At 42.6% G+C, this 17053-nt stretch carries 15 protein-coding genes; 5 read left to right on the forward strand and 10 right to left on the reverse strand.

Features of this window, described 5'->3' with window-relative positions; genetic code table 11:
- Positions 1-67: 67 nt before the first annotated feature.
- Positions 68-682 carry a riboflavin synthase subunit alpha gene (locus FTT72_RS10585; RefSeq protein ID WP_180022763.1) on the forward strand — a complete coding sequence of 205 codons (615 nt, stop codon included), beginning with the start codon at positions 68-70 and terminating at the stop codon, positions 680-682.
- 73 nt (positions 683-755) lie between these two features.
- On the opposite strand, the gene FTT72_RS10590 is transcribed toward FTT72_RS10585, so the two are convergent.
- Positions 756-1934: an acyl-CoA dehydrogenase family protein gene (locus tag FTT72_RS10590; protein WP_180178333.1), complete on the reverse strand. Its 1179-nt coding sequence runs from the start codon at positions 1932-1934 to the stop codon at positions 756-758.
- A 305-nt stretch (positions 1935-2239) separates the two neighbouring features.
- Positions 2240-4183 carry an acetate--CoA ligase gene (gene acs / locus FTT72_RS10595; RefSeq protein ID WP_180011584.1) on the reverse strand — a complete coding sequence of 648 codons (1944 nt, stop codon included), beginning with the start codon at positions 4181-4183 and terminating at the stop codon, positions 2240-2242.
- A gap of 284 nt (positions 4184-4467) precedes the next feature.
- On the opposite strand from acs, the gene FTT72_RS10600 reads away from it, so the two are divergent.
- Both FTT72_RS10600 and FTT72_RS10605 read left to right on the forward strand, forming a co-directional pair.
- Positions 4468-5046, forward strand: coding sequence for a DUF805 domain-containing protein (locus tag FTT72_RS10600; RefSeq protein ID WP_168379414.1), 579 nt, complete (start codon positions 4468-4470; stop codon positions 5044-5046).
- Positions 5047-5169: 123 nt separating this feature from the next.
- Positions 5170-6141, forward strand: coding sequence for a mechanosensitive ion channel family protein (locus FTT72_RS10605; RefSeq protein ID WP_078193200.1), 972 nt, complete (start codon positions 5170-5172; stop codon positions 6139-6141).
- Here the strand turns inward: FTT72_RS10605 and FTT72_RS10610 are convergent.
- The 5 genes from FTT72_RS10610 to prfB all read right to left on the reverse strand — a co-directional run bounded on the left by FTT72_RS10610 (position 6127) and on the right by prfB (position 11108).
- Positions 6127-6837, reverse strand: a complete 711-nt coding sequence (locus tag FTT72_RS10610) for a 16S rRNA (uracil(1498)-N(3))-methyltransferase (protein ID WP_180178334.1) — start codon at positions 6835-6837, stop codon at positions 6127-6129. The two genes, FTT72_RS10605 and FTT72_RS10610, sit on opposite strands and share 15 nt — an antisense overlap.
- A gap of 227 nt (positions 6838-7064) precedes the next feature.
- On the reverse strand, positions 7065-8345 hold the full coding sequence (locus tag FTT72_RS10615; RefSeq protein WP_180178335.1) for a 3-deoxy-D-manno-octulosonic acid transferase: 1281 nt from the start codon (positions 8343-8345) through the stop codon (positions 7065-7067).
- Between the two features lie 87 nt (positions 8346-8432).
- Positions 8433-9521, reverse strand: a complete 1089-nt coding sequence (locus FTT72_RS10620) for an alkene reductase (RefSeq protein WP_111884475.1) — start codon at positions 9519-9521, stop codon at positions 8433-8435.
- A 37-nt stretch (positions 9522-9558) separates the two neighbouring features.
- Positions 9559-9858, reverse strand: coding sequence for a helix-turn-helix transcriptional regulator (locus FTT72_RS10625; RefSeq protein WP_078190555.1), 300 nt, complete (start codon positions 9856-9858; stop codon positions 9559-9561).
- Positions 9859-10012: 154 nt separating this feature from the next.
- Positions 10013-11108 (reverse strand): peptide chain release factor 2 gene (prfB, locus tag FTT72_RS10630; protein ID WP_168379411.1). Its coding sequence is split into 2 segments (ribosomal slippage): positions 10013-11035 and positions 11037-11108, totalling 1095 coding nucleotides; the frame shifts between segments, so codons are not numbered across the junction.
- Positions 11109-11289: 181 nt separating this feature from the next.
- Between prfB and FTT72_RS10635 the strand changes: the two genes are divergently transcribed.
- Both FTT72_RS10635 and FTT72_RS10640 read left to right on the forward strand, forming a co-directional pair.
- The gene (locus FTT72_RS10635; protein WP_180178336.1) at positions 11290-12141 is read left to right on the forward strand and encodes a porin; all 852 of its coding nucleotides are present in this window, start codon (positions 11290-11292) and stop codon (positions 12139-12141) included.
- Positions 12142-12467: 326 nt separating this feature from the next.
- Positions 12468-13253, forward strand: coding sequence for a putative porin (locus tag FTT72_RS10640; RefSeq protein WP_067761595.1), 786 nt, complete (start codon positions 12468-12470; stop codon positions 13251-13253).
- Between the two features lie 71 nt (positions 13254-13324).
- Here the strand turns inward: FTT72_RS10640 and recJ are convergent, their stop codons facing one another.
- From recJ to glmM, 3 genes are read right to left on the reverse strand one after another with little or no spacing between them, the layout of a single operon-like run.
- The gene (recJ, locus tag FTT72_RS10645) at positions 13325-15028 is read right to left on the reverse strand and encodes a single-stranded-DNA-specific exonuclease RecJ (RefSeq protein ID WP_180178337.1); all 1704 of its coding nucleotides are present in this window, start codon (positions 15026-15028) and stop codon (positions 13325-13327) included.
- The gene (gene pdxH, locus FTT72_RS10650) at positions 15029-15685 is read right to left on the reverse strand and encodes a pyridoxamine 5'-phosphate oxidase (RefSeq protein WP_180163066.1); all 657 of its coding nucleotides are present in this window, start codon (positions 15683-15685) and stop codon (positions 15029-15031) included.
- Positions 15686-15703: 18 nt separating this feature from the next.
- Complete coding sequence (glmM, locus tag FTT72_RS10655; RefSeq protein ID WP_111884469.1) at positions 15704-17035, reverse strand: phosphoglucosamine mutase; 1332 nt, start codon at positions 17033-17035, stop codon at positions 15704-15706.
- Between the last annotated feature and the right edge of the window lie 18 nt (positions 17036-17053).

The raw sequence follows: 17053 nt of genomic DNA on the forward strand, positions 1-17053 counted from the left end.
AGGCATAGCCGATCGGTCGTTTTGTCCCTACAATACAGAAAACGCAAATCATTTTAGAGACGCTCACATGTATACAGGCATCGTGCAAGGTTTAGAAAAAGTCTTAGACATTCGTCAAGGCAATGGCTTCACAACCTTGGTGATTTCAAATCATCAGAATTTTTTTCATGATGTCTTTATCGGGGCAAGTGTGGCGATTAATGGCGTGTGTTTAACGGCCACACATATTGATTTGGCAGCCAACCAAGTACATTTTGATGTCTCAGATTTGACCAATCAACTCACCACGCTAAAAGCTCTCAAGGCCGGTGATGAGGTCAATGTCGAACGCTCAGCCAAAGTTGGCGCAGAAAATGGTGGTCACAATCTATATGGTCATATCGAAGGCACAGCCACGATCAAAAACTTAGAACATCGTGGGGAAACCTTTCATCTCGATATTCACATTCCGGCAGGCAATATTAAATATTTCTTTCTCAAAGGTTTTATTGGACTCAATGGTTGCAGTTTGACTGTGAACCGTGTTGATCGTGCCAATAGTGAAATTTCAATCGATCTCATTCCTGAAACACTGCGCCTCACTACATGGAAAGATGTCCAAGTCGGTGATGCCGTGAATTATGAAATTGATCAAACAACGCGAACCTTAGTCGATACCTTAGAAAATATTCATCAGCGTTAAGATCGACTGAAATTACATTGCAAAAAAGCCTCCCTTTCGGAGGCTTTTTTATTGGCTCATGTGCAATATACGTTTAAGAATAAAAACTTGGATCTGGCACTTTGGCTGTAAGCACCCATTCACCGACCTCCTGATATTTATAATCAATCGGATCGTGTAAGGTCTGGGTACGTACATTGCGCCAGAAGCGATCTAAATTCAATTTGGCCGTCGTGGCACGTGCGCCCATCACTTGGAAAATATTTTGCGTAATGTACAGCGCACTATTGGTGGCCGCAATTTTGGCTGTTGCAATCGCAATAGAAACTTCTCCACGTTGTTCCGCCGTTAAAGCTGCACCAATCTCCCAAGCCCATTGCAAACGCTGAACCGCTTTATCTGCCAATAATCGTACACTTTCTAATTGCACATAAAACTCAGCAAAATGCTTTTGAATGAAAGGGTCATTCACTGCATTTTCAGCCAATGATTTTGACCACGCTTTTTGGTTTTGAACCGTCTGTTTTGCTGTTTCAAAAGCCCCTTCTGCCACCCCCAAAAACATATGCACAAAGATCAACTGTGCAATCAACGGACGTAAGCTTGAATACGGTGTACTCAAAGGCCCCGGGTTCAGTAGTAATTCATCTTTGGAAATTTTGACCTGTTCAAAATGGCTGCTTCCACTGTCGGTTTGACGTTGTCCCATATTGTCCCAATCGCCGACAAAACTGACGCCTTCACGTGCTGTAGGAATCACCCCGATCAATAATTTTCCATCTTCATTGAAGCCAGAACACAGCAAAATGTCGGAATCCATGGAACCCGAACAAAAACTTTTATCGCCATGAAACACATATTCATGTTCAGACAGTTGCGTCGCTGTAGTACGGCGGTCTAAAGGGTTTAGGGTGTTGCCCCAAAATAAATGCTCACGTGCAGTCTGTTCAAACCACGGGCCATATTGCTCTGGCTGCGCGAACAACTGTACCGTTGCAATCAATAAATGATGGAAACCATAAACATGCGCCAATGAGCTATCCACTTGAGCAATGGTTTGAATGGTTTTAAAAATCGTCAGCCAATCTGCACCCTGTCCACCGTATTGTTTTCCAATGGACAATGCAAGCAAACCACTTTGACGAATCAAATCACGTTCAGCTTTGGGATTTCCCCCCTGCTTATCACGCTGAGCAGCCGTCGTGGCAAATTCTGCCGCCAGTTTTTTGGCAATATCGATCGGATCTTGAGTCAATGGAGTTGAAGCGTTCATATGTCTGTCTGATTATTCTGTTACCGTTTTAGCTTAACAAAGTAGAGGCATTCAGCTTATCTCAATGCCTGCAGTCTATATCTGTAAAATCTATATCTCATGAAATCTAAGTCACCAAGATTCAGGCGACTTATAATTTGATCATTTTATACGTCGTATTTAGGATGGATAAAATGCATCATGAACGTCCCTTCATCCTAATCAACTTTTATAGGAGAAAGGACGTTCATTATTGCTTTAATAATCCTTGGTATAAGCCATAGTGAACTTTCATCAGAACATGATCACTCATGCTCAAATTGCTCTTATGACTTCGGATAAACCGTCACAATCAAATGTTCAACCACTTGAGGTTCTGCCAAGGTCGAAGTGTCGCCTAAAGAGTCCAGCTCATTGGCCGCAATTTTTCTTAAAATACGGCGCATGATTTTACCAGAACGGGTTTTTGGTAAGGCTGGCGCCCAATGCAGTGCATCTGGCGTTGCCACTGGTCCAAGGACTTTTCGTACCCAAGCCACCAGTTCCTGACGCAACTCATCCGTCTCGGCTGTCCCGGCTTGTAAGGTCACAAAGGCGCAAATCCCCTGTCCCTTAATATCATGCGGCATACCCACCACCGCAGACTCTGCCACAGCATCATGTGCAACCAGCGCACTTTCAATTTCAGCCGTTCCTAATCGATGCCCTGAAACGTTCAAGACATCATCCACACGGCCCGTAATCCAATAGTAGCCAGACTCATCACGACGTGCGCCATCACCTGTAAAATACGTCCCCGGATAAGTGGAGAAATAAGCTTCAATAAAGCGCTCAGGATCACCCCAAATGGTTCGCATTTGTCCCGGCCAAGAATCCTTAATCACCAAATTGCCTTCTACGGCACCTTCAAGCTCATTGCCTTCAGCATCGACAATCGCAGGTTGTACACCAAAGAATGGACGCGTCGCTGAACCCGGTTTTAAATCGGTTGCTCCCGGCAATGGCGTAATCATGAAACCACCCGTCTCTGTTTGCCACCATGTATCCACCACTGGGCAGCGGCTTTCACCTACCACGGTGTAGTACCAATTCCATGCCTCTGGGTTAATGGGTTCACCCACCGAACCTAGTAAACGCAGACTACTGCGGTCACTTTCTCGGACAAAGGCATCCCCTTCTCGCATCATGGCGCGAATTGCAGTCGGTGCCGTATATAAAATAGTGACGTTATGTTTATCGACAATATGTCCGGTCCGAGCCCAACTTGGATATTGCGGCACCCCTTCAAACATCACGGTCGTGGTACCATTCGACAATGGGCCATACAATACATATGAATGCCCAGTGATCCATCCGACATCTGCGGTACACCAAAACACATCATCTTGTTTTAAGTCAAAAACTTCACGGAAAGTACAATTCACATAGGTTAAATAGCCTCCCGTGGTATGCAATACACCTTTCGGTTTTCCAGTTGAACCTGATGTATATAAAATAAACAGCGGGTCTTCGGCATTCATGGGTTCAGGTGGACAAATATCATTAACCGACATGATTTCCATGTGATACCACAAATCACGATCCGCTTTCATTTCGATCGGGTTACCTGTACGGTGCACCACAATGACATTTTGAACCGAAGATGTGCCTTCGATGTCGAGTGCAAGGTCGACATTTTCTTTGAGTGGGATGGGCTTACCACCACGCATCCCACAATCCGCAGTAATCACGACTTTCGCCTGACTATCATCAATACGACTTGCCAATGAGTCTGGTGAGAATCCGCCAAAAACCACGCAGTGTACTGCACCAATTCGGGTACAAGCCAACATCGCAATTGCCGCTTCGGGTACCATTGGCATATACAGCACCACACGGTCGCCTTTACCCACGCCATGTTTTTTCAGCACATTGGCAAAACGGCAAGTTTCATCATGCAGTTCTTCAAAAGAAATGATTTTATGCCGTGAAGGATGATCACCTTCCCAAATAATGGCCGGTTTATGTGGATGTTCTTTTAAATGTCGATCGAGGCAGTTGGCACTGACATTCAGTTCACCGTCAGCAAACCACTCGATCTTGAAATCATCTTGCTTAAAATTGGTATTTTTAACTTGGGTAAACGGTTTGATCCAATCGATCTTTTGCGCTTGCTCCGCCCAAAACTCATCTGGTTGTTCAATCGATTTTTGATAACGCTCAAAGTACTCCGACTCATTGATGCGCGCGGTTTTTTTAAAACTTTCAGGTACTGGATAGATCTCTTTCATATTGTATTTTCCTTGATCTGATTCATCTCATCACGAGATGCCATGCCACATTTCTACTTTTATAATTTCTGCATCACAGCAGTATGACGATTAATTTTTAATCGCAGCAATCATGCTTTGGTCGTATTATTCTTTCCCATTTAAAGCATATTTTTGAGCAAAATTTCAACAAAAACATGTTTCAATTCAGTATCTGATCAGTTCATTTGAACCTATAATGCAAAGGTAATTTTACTCAGCATTCCGCATTTTTATTCTTCCATACACGTTGAGTTGACCCAAGCATGAATACCCAAGACTCTTCTTTCTTTTCCCGTCAGACGAACACTACATCGGACAATCCCTTGAAACCAGATGGACGTTTTGGTCGACTGAGCATGATTGGTTGGTATGGCTTTCTCAATATCATCAGCTTTTTTGCCTTGATCGCCTTAAGCCTTGCTGTGGGTATTTTCAACATCAATACCATGGCGTTAAATGAGCAATTTGTTGGCATATTCACAGGGGTATCTGGCCTCGCCTATTTGGCGATTATTATTCTCTACATTTATTTTTATTGTGTCTTTGTCGTGCGTCGGCTGCATGACCTCAATAAAGCCGGTTGGTTGCTACTATTATTATTTATCCCCGTGATCAATCTGTTCTTTATCCTGTATTTATTATTGGCCTCAGGCACACCGACCGTAAATCAATACGGCGCGCCACGCCCTGCTGCGGTTTGGGAAAAAATTCTGGCATGGTTGATGATTTTAATCAGTGTCTTGTCGCTCTTGGCTACAGGTAGCATCACCTCGTATATGATGGGTAGCGGAGAAATTGAATCGCCTACAGAAATCATTCAACAAGGTACTGAATACTTCTAAGCCACTGACCGAATTTGAGCCTGTCTGAATTTTGATACATCTGTTCGCAAGCCTGTAAATGAGGGTTATTTTCGCCACTAATTTCAGGCAAAATAGCGAAAAATCTGAACATTTGGAAAACTCGTGGCTGAAAAAGAAAATGCCTTGAGTGATGTCACTCAAGGCACGACTCAACTTTTGCAAGAGGCAACAGAAAAAACCGCACAAACCGTGCTGGAACATACCTCTAAATATAATGACGCATACTCAACGATCGATAAATTTGTCGATGGATTTTGGGAACGCCTGCCTTATATTTGTATCGCATTAATTGTTTTTACGATCTTCTATCTACTGTCAAAACTCTTTAGATTCTTTGTTCGTAAAGCGCTCACTGACCGTTCTTATTCAAAACAAAATCTAGTTTTGGTCCTGAACCGTGTCGGTAGCTCAGCCATTATGTTCTTCGGTTTCCTGATTGCAATGGTCATTGCGATCCCAGGTTTCACACCGGGTCAGCTCATGAGTGCATTGGGGATTGGTTCGGTCGCAATCGGTTTCGCGTTTAAAGATATTTTCCAGAACTTACTGTCGGGTATTTTGATTCTCCTCGGCGAACCGTTCAAAATCGGTGATGACATTATTGTGTCAGGAATGGAAGGTACTGTTGAAGATATTCAGATCCGTGCAACCTTCCTACGTTCTCCAGATGGTCGTCGTATCGTGATTCCAAACGCGACGGTTTACACCAGTGCGGTAACGGTGAATACCGCTTATCAACGTCGTCGTTGTGAATTTGTGGTGGGTATTGGTTACGAAGATGATATTCAAAAAGCTAAAAACATTGTTTTGGCTATTTTGGACAAAGACCCAACCATCTTGAGCCAGCCTGCATTTACCGTAAACGTGAATGCTTTGGCTGATTTCTCGGTCAATCTGAATGTCCGTTGGTGGGTAGATACCACTGAAACCACCACTGCGAACTCAATCAGTGAAGTGCAAGAACACGTTATCCAAGCATTCAATCAAAATGGAATTTCAATTCCTTACCCTGTACAGGAAGTTAAAGTTTACCGTGGTGATCAAGCTGAGACAGAAGCGTCAACAGCTAAATAATCGCCCTAAAACGTACGGAATCACAGTTTCTGTCCGGATAATTCGGTTGCCTAAGCTGACTGCTTGGCAGCCGTTTTTTATGAGTAAATCCACCTCATAAGGGATAAATCCACCTTCAGGTCCAATAATGATCGTACATCCATGTTGAATCCCTGTAGGCATCACATCTTCAACATAAGGATGCGCCACATAAGCCGGATAGTCCGATGAAATCATGCTCGGTAAAACATCCTCCACAAAGGGTTTAAAGCGTTTATACAGTTCAATTTTGGGCGCAATGGTGTCACCTGCCTGCTCCAAACCCAACGTCACATAGTGATCGAGCTGCTGTAAAAATGGGGTCTGCCAATAGCTTTTATCCACGCGATAACTGTGCAGCAAAATGATTTTTTCTACACCTAAAGTGACGGCATCCATGATCAGACGGCGCAACACTTTCGGACGAGGCATTGCCACAATTAAAGTCACCGGATGCTTTGCAGGTACTTCTTCTTCTTGTAAGGGTTTAAGTTGAATGCGCTCATCACTGATACTGACGATTTGGGTTAAATAGCGTTTTCCTTCCCGAATACCGACTTTGAGTGTATCGCCCACCTGTATATTCACATGGTTTTTTAAATGCTCAATTTGACGTTTGGCGCTAATACTCCAAAGTTCAGATTCAGTTTGACTAGGATCAAGCAAGACGATGTTCATAAATAACCATATCAATTCACGCAAAGCATATGTCATTGAGGACAGGCGACATGGATGTCGCCTGTGCGCTGAGGTACAGGAAGTACCTTCAGCGTACAGAGGATTTTTGCTACTTTTAATCCTTTAAAAGTAGATTATGCCTACGAATAGGATGTTCAACGATCACCATAAAATAAGGCCGTGATAAAACTTGCCTAATAAAAATTAATGTATCGCAAAATTAAAACTTAAAGGTACTGATCAATCACCTGAATATGTTGAGCCAATGACCCTGTATTCTTTTGCATAATCATCTGAGCTGCATCATTTAAAGCCCGCGCTTTCGCAGTATTTTGAATGATGTCAACCAATGCACTGACCGCCTGCTCAAAATCCGGCACAACCACAACCGCATGGGCCGCTACAAACTCATCCACAATGGTTTGGAAATTAAAATAATGCTGACCTAATACTGTCGGGACATGTAACGTAATGGGCTCCAAAATATTATGCCCACCACCAGGTTCATTTAAAGAACCGCCGACAAAGCACGCCTGACTCAGTGCCAGCCAAAGCCATAACTCCCCCATACTATCCGCCAAATATACTTGCGTTTCAGGCTGAATGGTTTGGTTTAAACTACGGCGCTGTGTACGTAAATTCAGTTTCTGCGCTTCTACAAAAACCTCATCAAAGCGTTCAGGATGCCGTGGTACGACGATACATAATAGCTCAGGCTGTTGTTGCAAAATCGGCTGCAGTGCTGCGAGCAGTTTTTGTTCTTCTGGTGCATGTGTACTGGCAATGGTAATGATTTTACGGCCTTGCAAAGCCCAATCTTGACGTAACTGCGCTGCTTGTTGCACAAAGCTATCGGGCGCATGAATATCAAACTTGATACTTCCCACGACCTGACTGGTATGCGGGTTTGCACCCAACTCAATAAATCGCGCTAAAGTTGCCTGATCTTGCGCCAATAATTGTTTCAAACCCTTTAGCATCGGCTGCGTCAAACTCGGGACTTTGCTATAACCCTTCGCCGATTTTTCAGATAATCTGGCATTAATCAATAAACACGGAACGTTAGCCTGATCGGCTTCAATCATCAAATTTGGCCAGAGTTCAGTTTCGACCAGAGCCAACATTTTAGGTTGATATTTTTCGATAAAACGACAGACTAATTTTTTTTGATCTGCTGGCAAATACACGGCCTGAAACAGCGATTCATATGGTGATTTTAAAAATAATTGTTTCGCACGCGCTTGTCCGGTTTTGGTGGTATTGGTAACTAAGACCGGATGACCTGCTTTGAGATAATGTTCAATCAGCGGCTGCGCAGCGTTAGTTTCTCCGACGGAAACCACATGAAACCAAATTGCATTACGGTTTTTAACTGGCTGAAATGGCCCAAAGCGCTCAATACACTCTTGCTGATATAGTTGGAAATCTTCAGCACGTTTTTTGATGCGCCATTGATATAGCGGCTTAATCAGCGCCAAAGCTGCGTTATACCAAAAAGGAGTAGTCAAATTATTACGCTCAAAAACGGTTTGAATCGGCAGAATATATCAGAGCATTATCCACATGTTAATGGATAATGCGTATTCAAGTGTCGATTAATAGGTTGAACGACCTGAACCAAATTTATTTTTCATGCTTGGATAATCAATATAGCCTTCGGCAACATCTGTTCCAATCATATTTTCCAACTGCAATTCATTCAGTGCAGCATTCGCTAGCAAACGTTCAAACAAATCTGGATTGGCAATATAAGCTTTACCAAAAGACACCGCATCGGCTTTACCTGAGGCCAATAAATCAACAGCATCTTCACGGCTTAAACGCATATTGGCAATGTACGGCACTCCATTTGAGCGCTGTTTCAGATAATCACTGATACTGTCATCCGCTAGATATTCACGGGTAAAGAAAAATGCAATCTTCCTCTGCCCCAACTGCTCTAAAGCATAGCCAAAGGTTTCACGTGGATCATGATCGCCCATGTCGTGTTCATCACCACGCGGCGCAAGATGCACACCTACACGACCTGCCCCCCACACTTCGATCAGCGCATCCACCACTTCAAGCAATAAACGTGCGCGGTTTTCGACAGAACCACCATACTCATCTTCACGTAAATTGGTTTTGCTTTGTAGGAATTGATCGATCAAATAACCATTGGCCGCATGCAATTCCACACCATCAAAACCCGCTTCTTTGGCTTTGATCGCAGACTGTTTGTATTGTTCTACAATGCTTTTGATTTCTGCAATCTCTAATGGACGTGGCACGACATATTCGCGTTTTGGGCGAAGCAGACTGACATAACCCGCCTGTTGTACCGCACTGGCAGAAACTGGTGTATCACCATTCAAAAGGTCGGGATGTGAGACACGTCCGACATGCCACAATTGTGCCACAATTAAACCTTGCTGTTCATGTACGGCTTGGGTCACCAATTTCCAGCCCTGAACTTGAGCATCGGTAAATAAACCCGGCGTCTGCAAATAGCCATTAGCTGCTTCTGAAATGACTGTTGCTTCTGAAATGATTAATCCAGCACTTGCACGCTGTGCATAATATTCAGCCATCATCGGCGTTGGAACACGGTCAATGGTTGCACGACTACGGGTTAGTGGCGCCATTACAACGCGATTTTTGAGGTGTAAATCACCCAAAATGAGAGGAGTATTAAGTTCAGCCATATATGTCTCGCCTAACACTTCAAATGCGAAAAATGATTTAAAGTGAGTTCTGCAGATAATCAATATATTGCTGAATGAGTTCTTCATTGCGTGAGAAATACGACCATTGACCATATTTCTCGGCTTGAATTAAGCCCGCCTGTTGTAACACAGACAAATGATTAGACATCGTAGACTGCGAAACATTACCGAGTTTTTCGATATTGCCAGCGCATACACCACGATTAAAGCCGCCACATTGTTCTTCTGACAAAAATTGTTCAGGTGTTTTCAACCATTCCAAGATTTGACGTCGAGTCGGATTGGCAAGTGCTTTAAAAATTAAATCAATATCCATAATTTAAACGGGTTTAATTAAATAAAAATTTGGACAACAAAGTTCTATTCAGCATCTTGAATACACTATATCGTATTTTTTCGATTTTTATATCGATTTTTTTAGATATATTGATCAAAAACAGATAGAACTTTGTTTTCTATATAAATTTAAATTACAAACCTTGTTTGAGGCTGGCTTCAATAAACTTATCTAAATCACCATCAAGTACTGCGCCGGTGTTTGAACTTTCCACACTGGTACGTAAGTCTTTAATACGCGAGTCATCTAAAACGTATGAGCGAATTTGGCTGCCCCAACCGATATCTGACTTGGTATCTTCCAACGCTTGTGCCGCATCATTACGTTTTTGCATTTCAAGTTCGTACAATTTTGCACGTAACTGTTTCCATGCATGGTCACGGTTGGCGTGCTGTGAACGTTGGTTCTGACATGCCACCACAATCCCTGTTGGAGCGTGAGTTAAACGTACCGCAGAGTCTGTTTTGTTAATGTGCTGACCACCCGCACCAGATGCACGATAGGTATCAGTACGTACATCAGCTGGATTGATTTCAATTTCAATATTGTCATCAATTTCAGGCGATACAAAAACCGCTGAGAATGAAGTATGGCGACGATTACCCGAGTCAAAAGGTGACTTACGGACTAAACGGTGTACGCCAGATTCTGTACGTAACCAACCATATGCATACTCACCTTCTACACGGATCGTTGCAGACTTGATCCCTGCCACATCACCATCAGACTCTTCCATCACTTCTGCTTTAAAGCCATGACGTTCAATCCAACGTAGATACATACGCAGTAACATCGATGCCCAGTCCTGTGCTTCAGTACCACCTGAACCTGCTTGAATTTCGACATAGCATGGGTTCGGGTCCATCGGATTACTGAACATACGACGGAATTCTAATTTCGCAAGTTCTGCTTCCGCTGAAGTTAACTCTGCTTGCACATCCACAAGTAAGCTTTCTTCTTCTGCTTCAACCGCAAGATCCAACATCGCTTGGGCATCTTCTAATTGAGTTGAAAGCCCTTCGAGCACGTTAATGACGTTTTCGAGTTCACCTTTTTCTTTTGCCATTGCTTGTGCACGGCTTTGATCATTCCAAATTGCTGGGTCTTCCAGCTCACGTAGAACCTCTTCTAAACGCTCTTTTTTCAGATCGTAGTCAAAGATACCCCCGTAATGTTTGACCACGGTCGTTTAAGTCTTTTAGCTGTAATAGATACGGATTAATTTCCACGTGAATTACTCTCAATCAAAAAATTTGGCTTAAATAGCCGCCTATTATATCACAGAGCATTTGCACAGTTTCAGCCAGATTGATCATCCAAATCATTGACTTTAATGTACATAATATGAACAATACGCTCGCATTACTATTTATTACATTTTTTTTACAACAATAATGTTTCGAGGGTTTTATGAAAAAGACATTACTTGCACTAGGATTAGCTGTTATCACTTCATCAACTTTTGCTTATGACGGCCAAATTGACGCTGGCTATACTTATACGAATTGGGATGATGACTTTACAGATTCAGATCATGCATTTGATGTAAAAGGCACTTTGTACTTTGATTCAGTACAAACTGGTAAAGGCCCATTAAATGAAGCTGCTTTTCTTGGTCACAATAGCAATGTTTATGCTAGTTATGGCTACAATATTGTGAAAAGCAATGAATATGCAGCTTTACTTGATAATACAATATTAGGCACTGCAAAAGACGAAGACCAATACCATACGCTTAATGTGGGCGTAGAATATTTTGTTGAACAATTTTACTTAAATGGTTCGATCGGATATCAAAAATGGGAAGGCGAATCTGAATTTAAAGCCCCTGGAATTTCACTTCGTGCAGATGATGATGCTGACCGCACAACATATAAAGCTTTAGTAGGTTACCTACCTGTTTCTAACCTATTACTTGCTGCAGGTATTGATGGCTATACTGGCGATGGTGATGACGAAGACAACCGTTTTGCTGTAAAAGCAAAATATGTTGCACCTTTGAACAATGGCCAATACATCAACCTTGAAGCCGATGGCGCTTTTGGTGATGTAGATGCTGTTACGATTGGTGCAGACTACTATTTCGACCAAGCTTTTAGCGTAGGTGCAGCTTATAACATCGTTGATGATGGTGATGAAGACACGGATTACTTCGCTATTCGTTCAAAATACTTCCTAAACCCGAACCTAGCAATCGGTGGTCAAGTTGGTTTTGGTGATGACGTTCAAGCGTTCAACATCAATGCAACTTTACGTTTCTAATTTCGTTTGAATTAGGAATGTGCATTAAAAAAGCACCTCAAATTTGAGGTGCTTTTTTCTTTTCGATGTAATATTTACTTTAAAAAAAGTCCAATTGTTGACCAAATAATCTACAAATTCATAATATCTACACAGTTTTAATAAAACAAAACATTAATAATAATTATATATTTTTCAATATCTTAAATAATTAAAATTACATAAAATTACCGAATACACAGTTCTGCAACTTTGCAGCGATTGACCATCTTTAAAAATTCTCTAGACTAAAACTTGTAACAAAAAATGTATTAAATTTAGCCAAACAATTTAGAGGGGTAGTTTCCATGAAAAAACTCGCAATTGCTTCAGCACTTCTTTCTGCACTTGCTATTACAGGTACAGCTCATGCTTATCAAGCAGAAGTAGGCGCTTCAGCTGGTTACATCGACCCAGATAATGGAAGCTCTGGCAGTGAATTTGGTGTAAACGGTACTTATTACTTCAACCCTGTTCAAACGCGTAACGCTCCTCTTGCAGAAGCTGCATTCTTAAACCGTGCAAGTAACGTAAATGCACACGCAACTTTCGCTGATCGTGGCAATGTTGACGACAATACTTATGGCGTTGGTATCGAATACTTCGTACCAAACTCAGATTTCTATGTATCTGGTGATGTAAGCCGTAATAATGTCGAAGTTGACACTGCAGTCGGCACAATAGACAACGATACAACTTATTATGCAGCTGAAGTGGGTTACCTTCCTGCACCTGGTTTCTTAGTTGCTGCCGGTCTAAAAGGTTGGGACAATGACGATGACGACGGTGTAGATCCAACTTTACGTGCTAAATACGTAACAACTTTAAGCAATGGTAAAGACATCAACCTTGAAGCGGGTGCAGCATTCGGTGATCTAGATGAATTCAATCTAGCAGCGGATTACTTCATCGACAAAACATTCAGTGTTGGTGCTGACTACTACAACAACGATGTCACTGATCGTAACGAAGTAGGGATCAATGCACGTAAATTCTTCAACCAACAAGTGAGCCTTGAAGGTCGTGTTGGTTTCGGTGAAGTTGGCAACAATGACTACAATTCATTTGGTGTAGCAGCGAAATACCGCTTCTAATCCATTGAAGTCAAAACCATAAAAAAAACCGCTCTTCTGAGCGGTTTTTTATTTGCCTGTAAAAATGGAATTTATTGAGCCAAGTGTAAAACTCTCAATTGAACACTGACATTTCCTCTAAATTCATTTTTATCGAGTTCGTAGACCAAGCGGATTTGATCTTGCATAGGATTAAATTCATATTTTTCTGCCGCATTAAATGCAATTGCGTCCACCATTAAGCCATTATCTAAAGCAAGTTTTAATTTCAGATGCACATCTTTCAACCAACGATAATCTAAAACTTTAAATAGGCCTTCATAGACCGGTGCAGGAAATTTTTGTCCCCATGGACTTAAATTTTGCAGAAGATCCACGGTTTCGACATTAATGGCCGAATCAGGCAATTCACCATCTGTCCAAATAGTGGCCTGAAATAAACTTTCATCTTGCTCAGCGATGAGTGCTTCAAAAGCGGTTTTAAATTCAGAAAAATGCTGCTTTTGAATGGTTAGTCCTGCTGCGGCAGCATGTCCACCAAAATGACTCACTAAATGCGGATGTAATTCAGCAATACGCTCAATACTGTCTCGAATATGAATACCTTCGATAGAACGCGCAGAGCCTTTAATATGTACGCCATCCTCATCTGCGGCAAAGACGATTGCAGGTCTATGAAATTGTTCTTTCAAACGCCCTGCAACAATCCCAATCACCCCTTGATGCCAATGCTGTTCAAACATGATCAAGGCTGCAGGTAAGTTATCCTGATCAAGCTGAATATGTTCTAACTCAGCCAGAGCTTCCTGTTTAATCTGCCCTTCGACTTGGCGTCTTTCAATATTGAGTTGATTCAACTGCTGCGCAATCGGATAAGCCGTACTTAAATCTGCCGCAATCAGACACTCAATCCCAATATCCATAGTCTCCATACGCCCAGCTGCATTGAGTCGTGGGCCGACCACAAAGCCCAAGTCCTGTGCTTTTAACTGTGCAGGATCACGACCGGCAATATCCAATAATGCACTGATCCCTGGACGACATAATCCTTGCTGTATCCGCTTCAAACCAGCATCGATCAAAATCCGATTATTCAGATCTAGACTTGCAACATCGGCATAAGTGCCTAAGGCCACCAAGTCCAAATATTGGCTGAGGTTGGCTGTGGATTTAGCATTTTTTTTACGCATACTGGCCAAATTTGCCAACACATAAAATGCAACACCTACGCCAGCCAAGGCTTTACTTGGAAATTCACATCCGAACTGATTCGGATTTACCACCGCTTCTGCTAGTGGTGTTTCCTTTGTGGTCAGGTGATGATCGGTAATGATCACCTGCATACCATGTGCCTGTGCCTGCGCTACACCAGCATGGCTCGAAATACCATTATCGACCGTAATCAGCACATCTGGTGTAAAGCTCACGAAGGCCAAATCAGCAATGGCGGGTGTCAGGCCATAACCATACTTAAAACGATCTGGAACCAGATATTCAACATCCGCGCCCATGTCACGCAGTGCCAAGACCATCAATGCAGTACTGGTTGCACCATCGGCATCATAATCACCCACAATGACGATTTTCTTTTGAGTATCAATTGCTTGATCGATTATTTCAATCGCTTGCTCTAAACCCTTTAAGTTTGGCGCATGTAAGTGCTTAAGCTTCAATTCCAGCTCTTGTGCGGAAGAAACCCCGCGACGTGCCAATAAGTCAGCAATAAACGGGGCAACGCCCTGAATATCTTCAGGGCGCGTCAAATAGGGTCTTTGTTGAATTAAAAGTTTAGACATTTATGGCATCAGTCGCTGTAAAACCCATTGACCATCCTGTTGTTCATAACTCAAGCGGTCATGTAAACGATTCGGACGGCCTTGCCAAAATTCATAATAATCCGGAACTAAACGATAGCCGCCCCAAAACTCAGGTTTCTCCAAAATGTCTTTGCTTTCCACTTGATCATGCAAATTTTGGAATCGCTGTTGTAATTCTTCACGACTGGCGATAACACCACTTTGTGGAGTGCTAATGTGTGCTGCGATTTGGCTGTCACGCGGTCGTTTATGGTAATAATCCGTCGATTCTTCAAGAGAAATCTTTTCCACACGACCACTGACCCGAATTTGACGTTCCTGCTCTTGCCAATAAAACAATAATTCTGCATAAGGATTATCGAGCAGATCGTTACCTTTTTGACTGTCATAGTTGGTGTAGAAGTCATAACCTGCATGGGTCGCACCGCGCAACAAGACCGTCCGCACATGCGGACGACCTTGGGCATTTGCCGTCGCCAAAGACATGGCATAGGGTTCATGCAATTGTGCTGCTAAGGCATGGTTAAACCATAATAAAAACTGCTCATGTGGATCACGGTTCACCTGATCTTCATGCAACTCACCTTTTTGATAAGTTAAACGCAGTTCACTTAAGTCCTTAATCACATCATTCATGCAATTTCCCCTCTTGATTTAAGCTGCATTGGCACGAACAGCATCAGCCAAATGATTTGCTAACGCTGTGACTTCTTCAAGGTCATTACCTTCAACCATGACTCGAATGACCGGCTCTGTGCCTGATTTACGAATCAAGATGCGACCACGTCCTTTAAGCTGAGCTTCAGCTTTTTCAAACTCGCTCACCAGTGCAGGTACAGCGTAGGGATCAAACATCGCAGCCAAGCGAACATTCACCAAGACATTTGGTAATAACTCAAACCCTTCCACCAATTCATGCAAAGCTTTACCTTGCTCAACCATCACCGTTAACACCTGAAGTGAAGCAATGATCGCATCACCTGTGGTGCTCTTGTCCAAAGTCAAGATATGACCTGATGGCTCACCACCCGTTACCCAACCCTTTTCTTCTAGGCCTTGTAAAACATAGCGGTCACCGACTTTGGCACGAAGCAACGGCACTTTGGCTTGATCTAAAGCAATTTCAAGTGCCATATTACTCATCACAGTACCCACGATACCCGCAGGCTTTTGACTCGCTTGAGTGGCTAAAATATAGAGAATATGGTCACCAGTAATTTGCTGACCGTTTTTATCGACCATAATCACGCGGTCGGCATCACCGTCAAAGGCAATCCCTAAATCCGCCTGATGTTCAACCACTGCTTTTTGTAAAAACTCAGGATGCGTCGAACCACAGTCTTTATTGATATTCAAACCATCCGGTTCGTTAAACAGCGCAATCACTTTTGCACCCAGTTCACGATATACCGATGGACCGACACTATAGGCTGCACCATTGGCACAGTCCACCACAATTTTTAAGCCTGTCAGGTCAAAATGGTACGGGAAGGTTGATTTACAAAACTCGATATAACGACCATTGGCATCTTTTACACGCACACTTTTACCTAAGTTTGCAGGGTCTTCGATCACCAAGTCATTTTCAAGTTCTTTGTTTATGGCTTCTTGAATTTCATCCGGCAATTTTTTACCTTCGCTCGAGAAAAACTTAATGCCGTTGTCAAAATAAGGATTATGCGACGCCGAGATCACGATGCCTAAGCTGGCATGTAATGCACGGGTTAAATGGGCAATAGCCGGTGTAGGTAATGGACCCAGCAAATGAACATAAACACCTGCTGCGTTTAAACCGGCTTGTAATGCTGACTCTAAAATATAGCCCGATAATCGGGTATCTTTACCTAGTACAACGATGGGCTTTGCTTTTTTACTGTATTGTTTTAATACTTTACCTGCGGCAAATCCTAGTTTTAATGCAAATTCAGGGGTAATAGGCAATTCACCGAATTTGCCACGAATGCCATCTGTACCAAAATAACTCATGTTGTACTCACTTCTTAA

Source organism: Acinetobacter sp. YH01005 (genome assembly GCF_013420465.1).
Classification (GTDB): Bacteria; Pseudomonadota; Gammaproteobacteria; order Pseudomonadales; family Moraxellaceae; genus Acinetobacter; species Acinetobacter amyesii.

Coding starts and splice junctions, on each gene's coding strand:
- FTT72_RS10640 (WP_067761595.1), top strand. CDS start 12,468: ATGAAAAAACTCGCAATTGCTTCAGCACTTCTTTCTGCACTTGCTATT.
- acs (WP_180011584.1), bottom strand. CDS start 4,183: ATGAAAGAGATCTATCCAGTACCTGAAAGTTTTAAAAAAACCGCGCGC.
- FTT72_RS10585 (WP_180022763.1), top strand. CDS start 68: ATGTATACAGGCATCGTGCAAGGTTTAGAAAAAGTCTTAGACATTCGT.
- recJ (WP_180178337.1), bottom strand. CDS start 15,028: ATGTCTAAACTTTTAATTCAACAAAGACCCTATTTGACGCGCCCTGAA.
- FTT72_RS10620 (WP_111884475.1), bottom strand. CDS start 9,521: ATGGCTGAACTTAATACTCCTCTCATTTTGGGTGATTTACACCTCAAA.
- pdxH (WP_180163066.1), bottom strand. CDS start 15,685: ATGAATGATGTGATTAAGGACTTAAGTGAACTGCGTTTAACTTATCAA.
- FTT72_RS10610 (WP_180178334.1), bottom strand. CDS start 6,837: ATGAACATCGTCTTGCTTGATCCTAGTCAAACTGAATCTGAACTTTGG.
- FTT72_RS10635 (WP_180178336.1), top strand. CDS start 11,290: ATGAAAAAGACATTACTTGCACTAGGATTAGCTGTTATCACTTCATCA.
- FTT72_RS10600 (WP_168379414.1), top strand. CDS start 4,468: ATGAATACCCAAGACTCTTCTTTCTTTTCCCGTCAGACGAACACTACA.
- glmM (WP_111884469.1), bottom strand. CDS start 17,035: ATGAGTTATTTTGGTACAGATGGCATTCGTGGCAAATTCGGTGAATTG.
- FTT72_RS10625 (WP_078190555.1), bottom strand. CDS start 9,858: ATGGATATTGATTTAATTTTTAAAGCACTTGCCAATCCGACTCGACGT.
- FTT72_RS10590 (WP_180178333.1), bottom strand. CDS start 1,934: ATGAACGCTTCAACTCCATTGACTCAAGATCCGATCGATATTGCCAAA.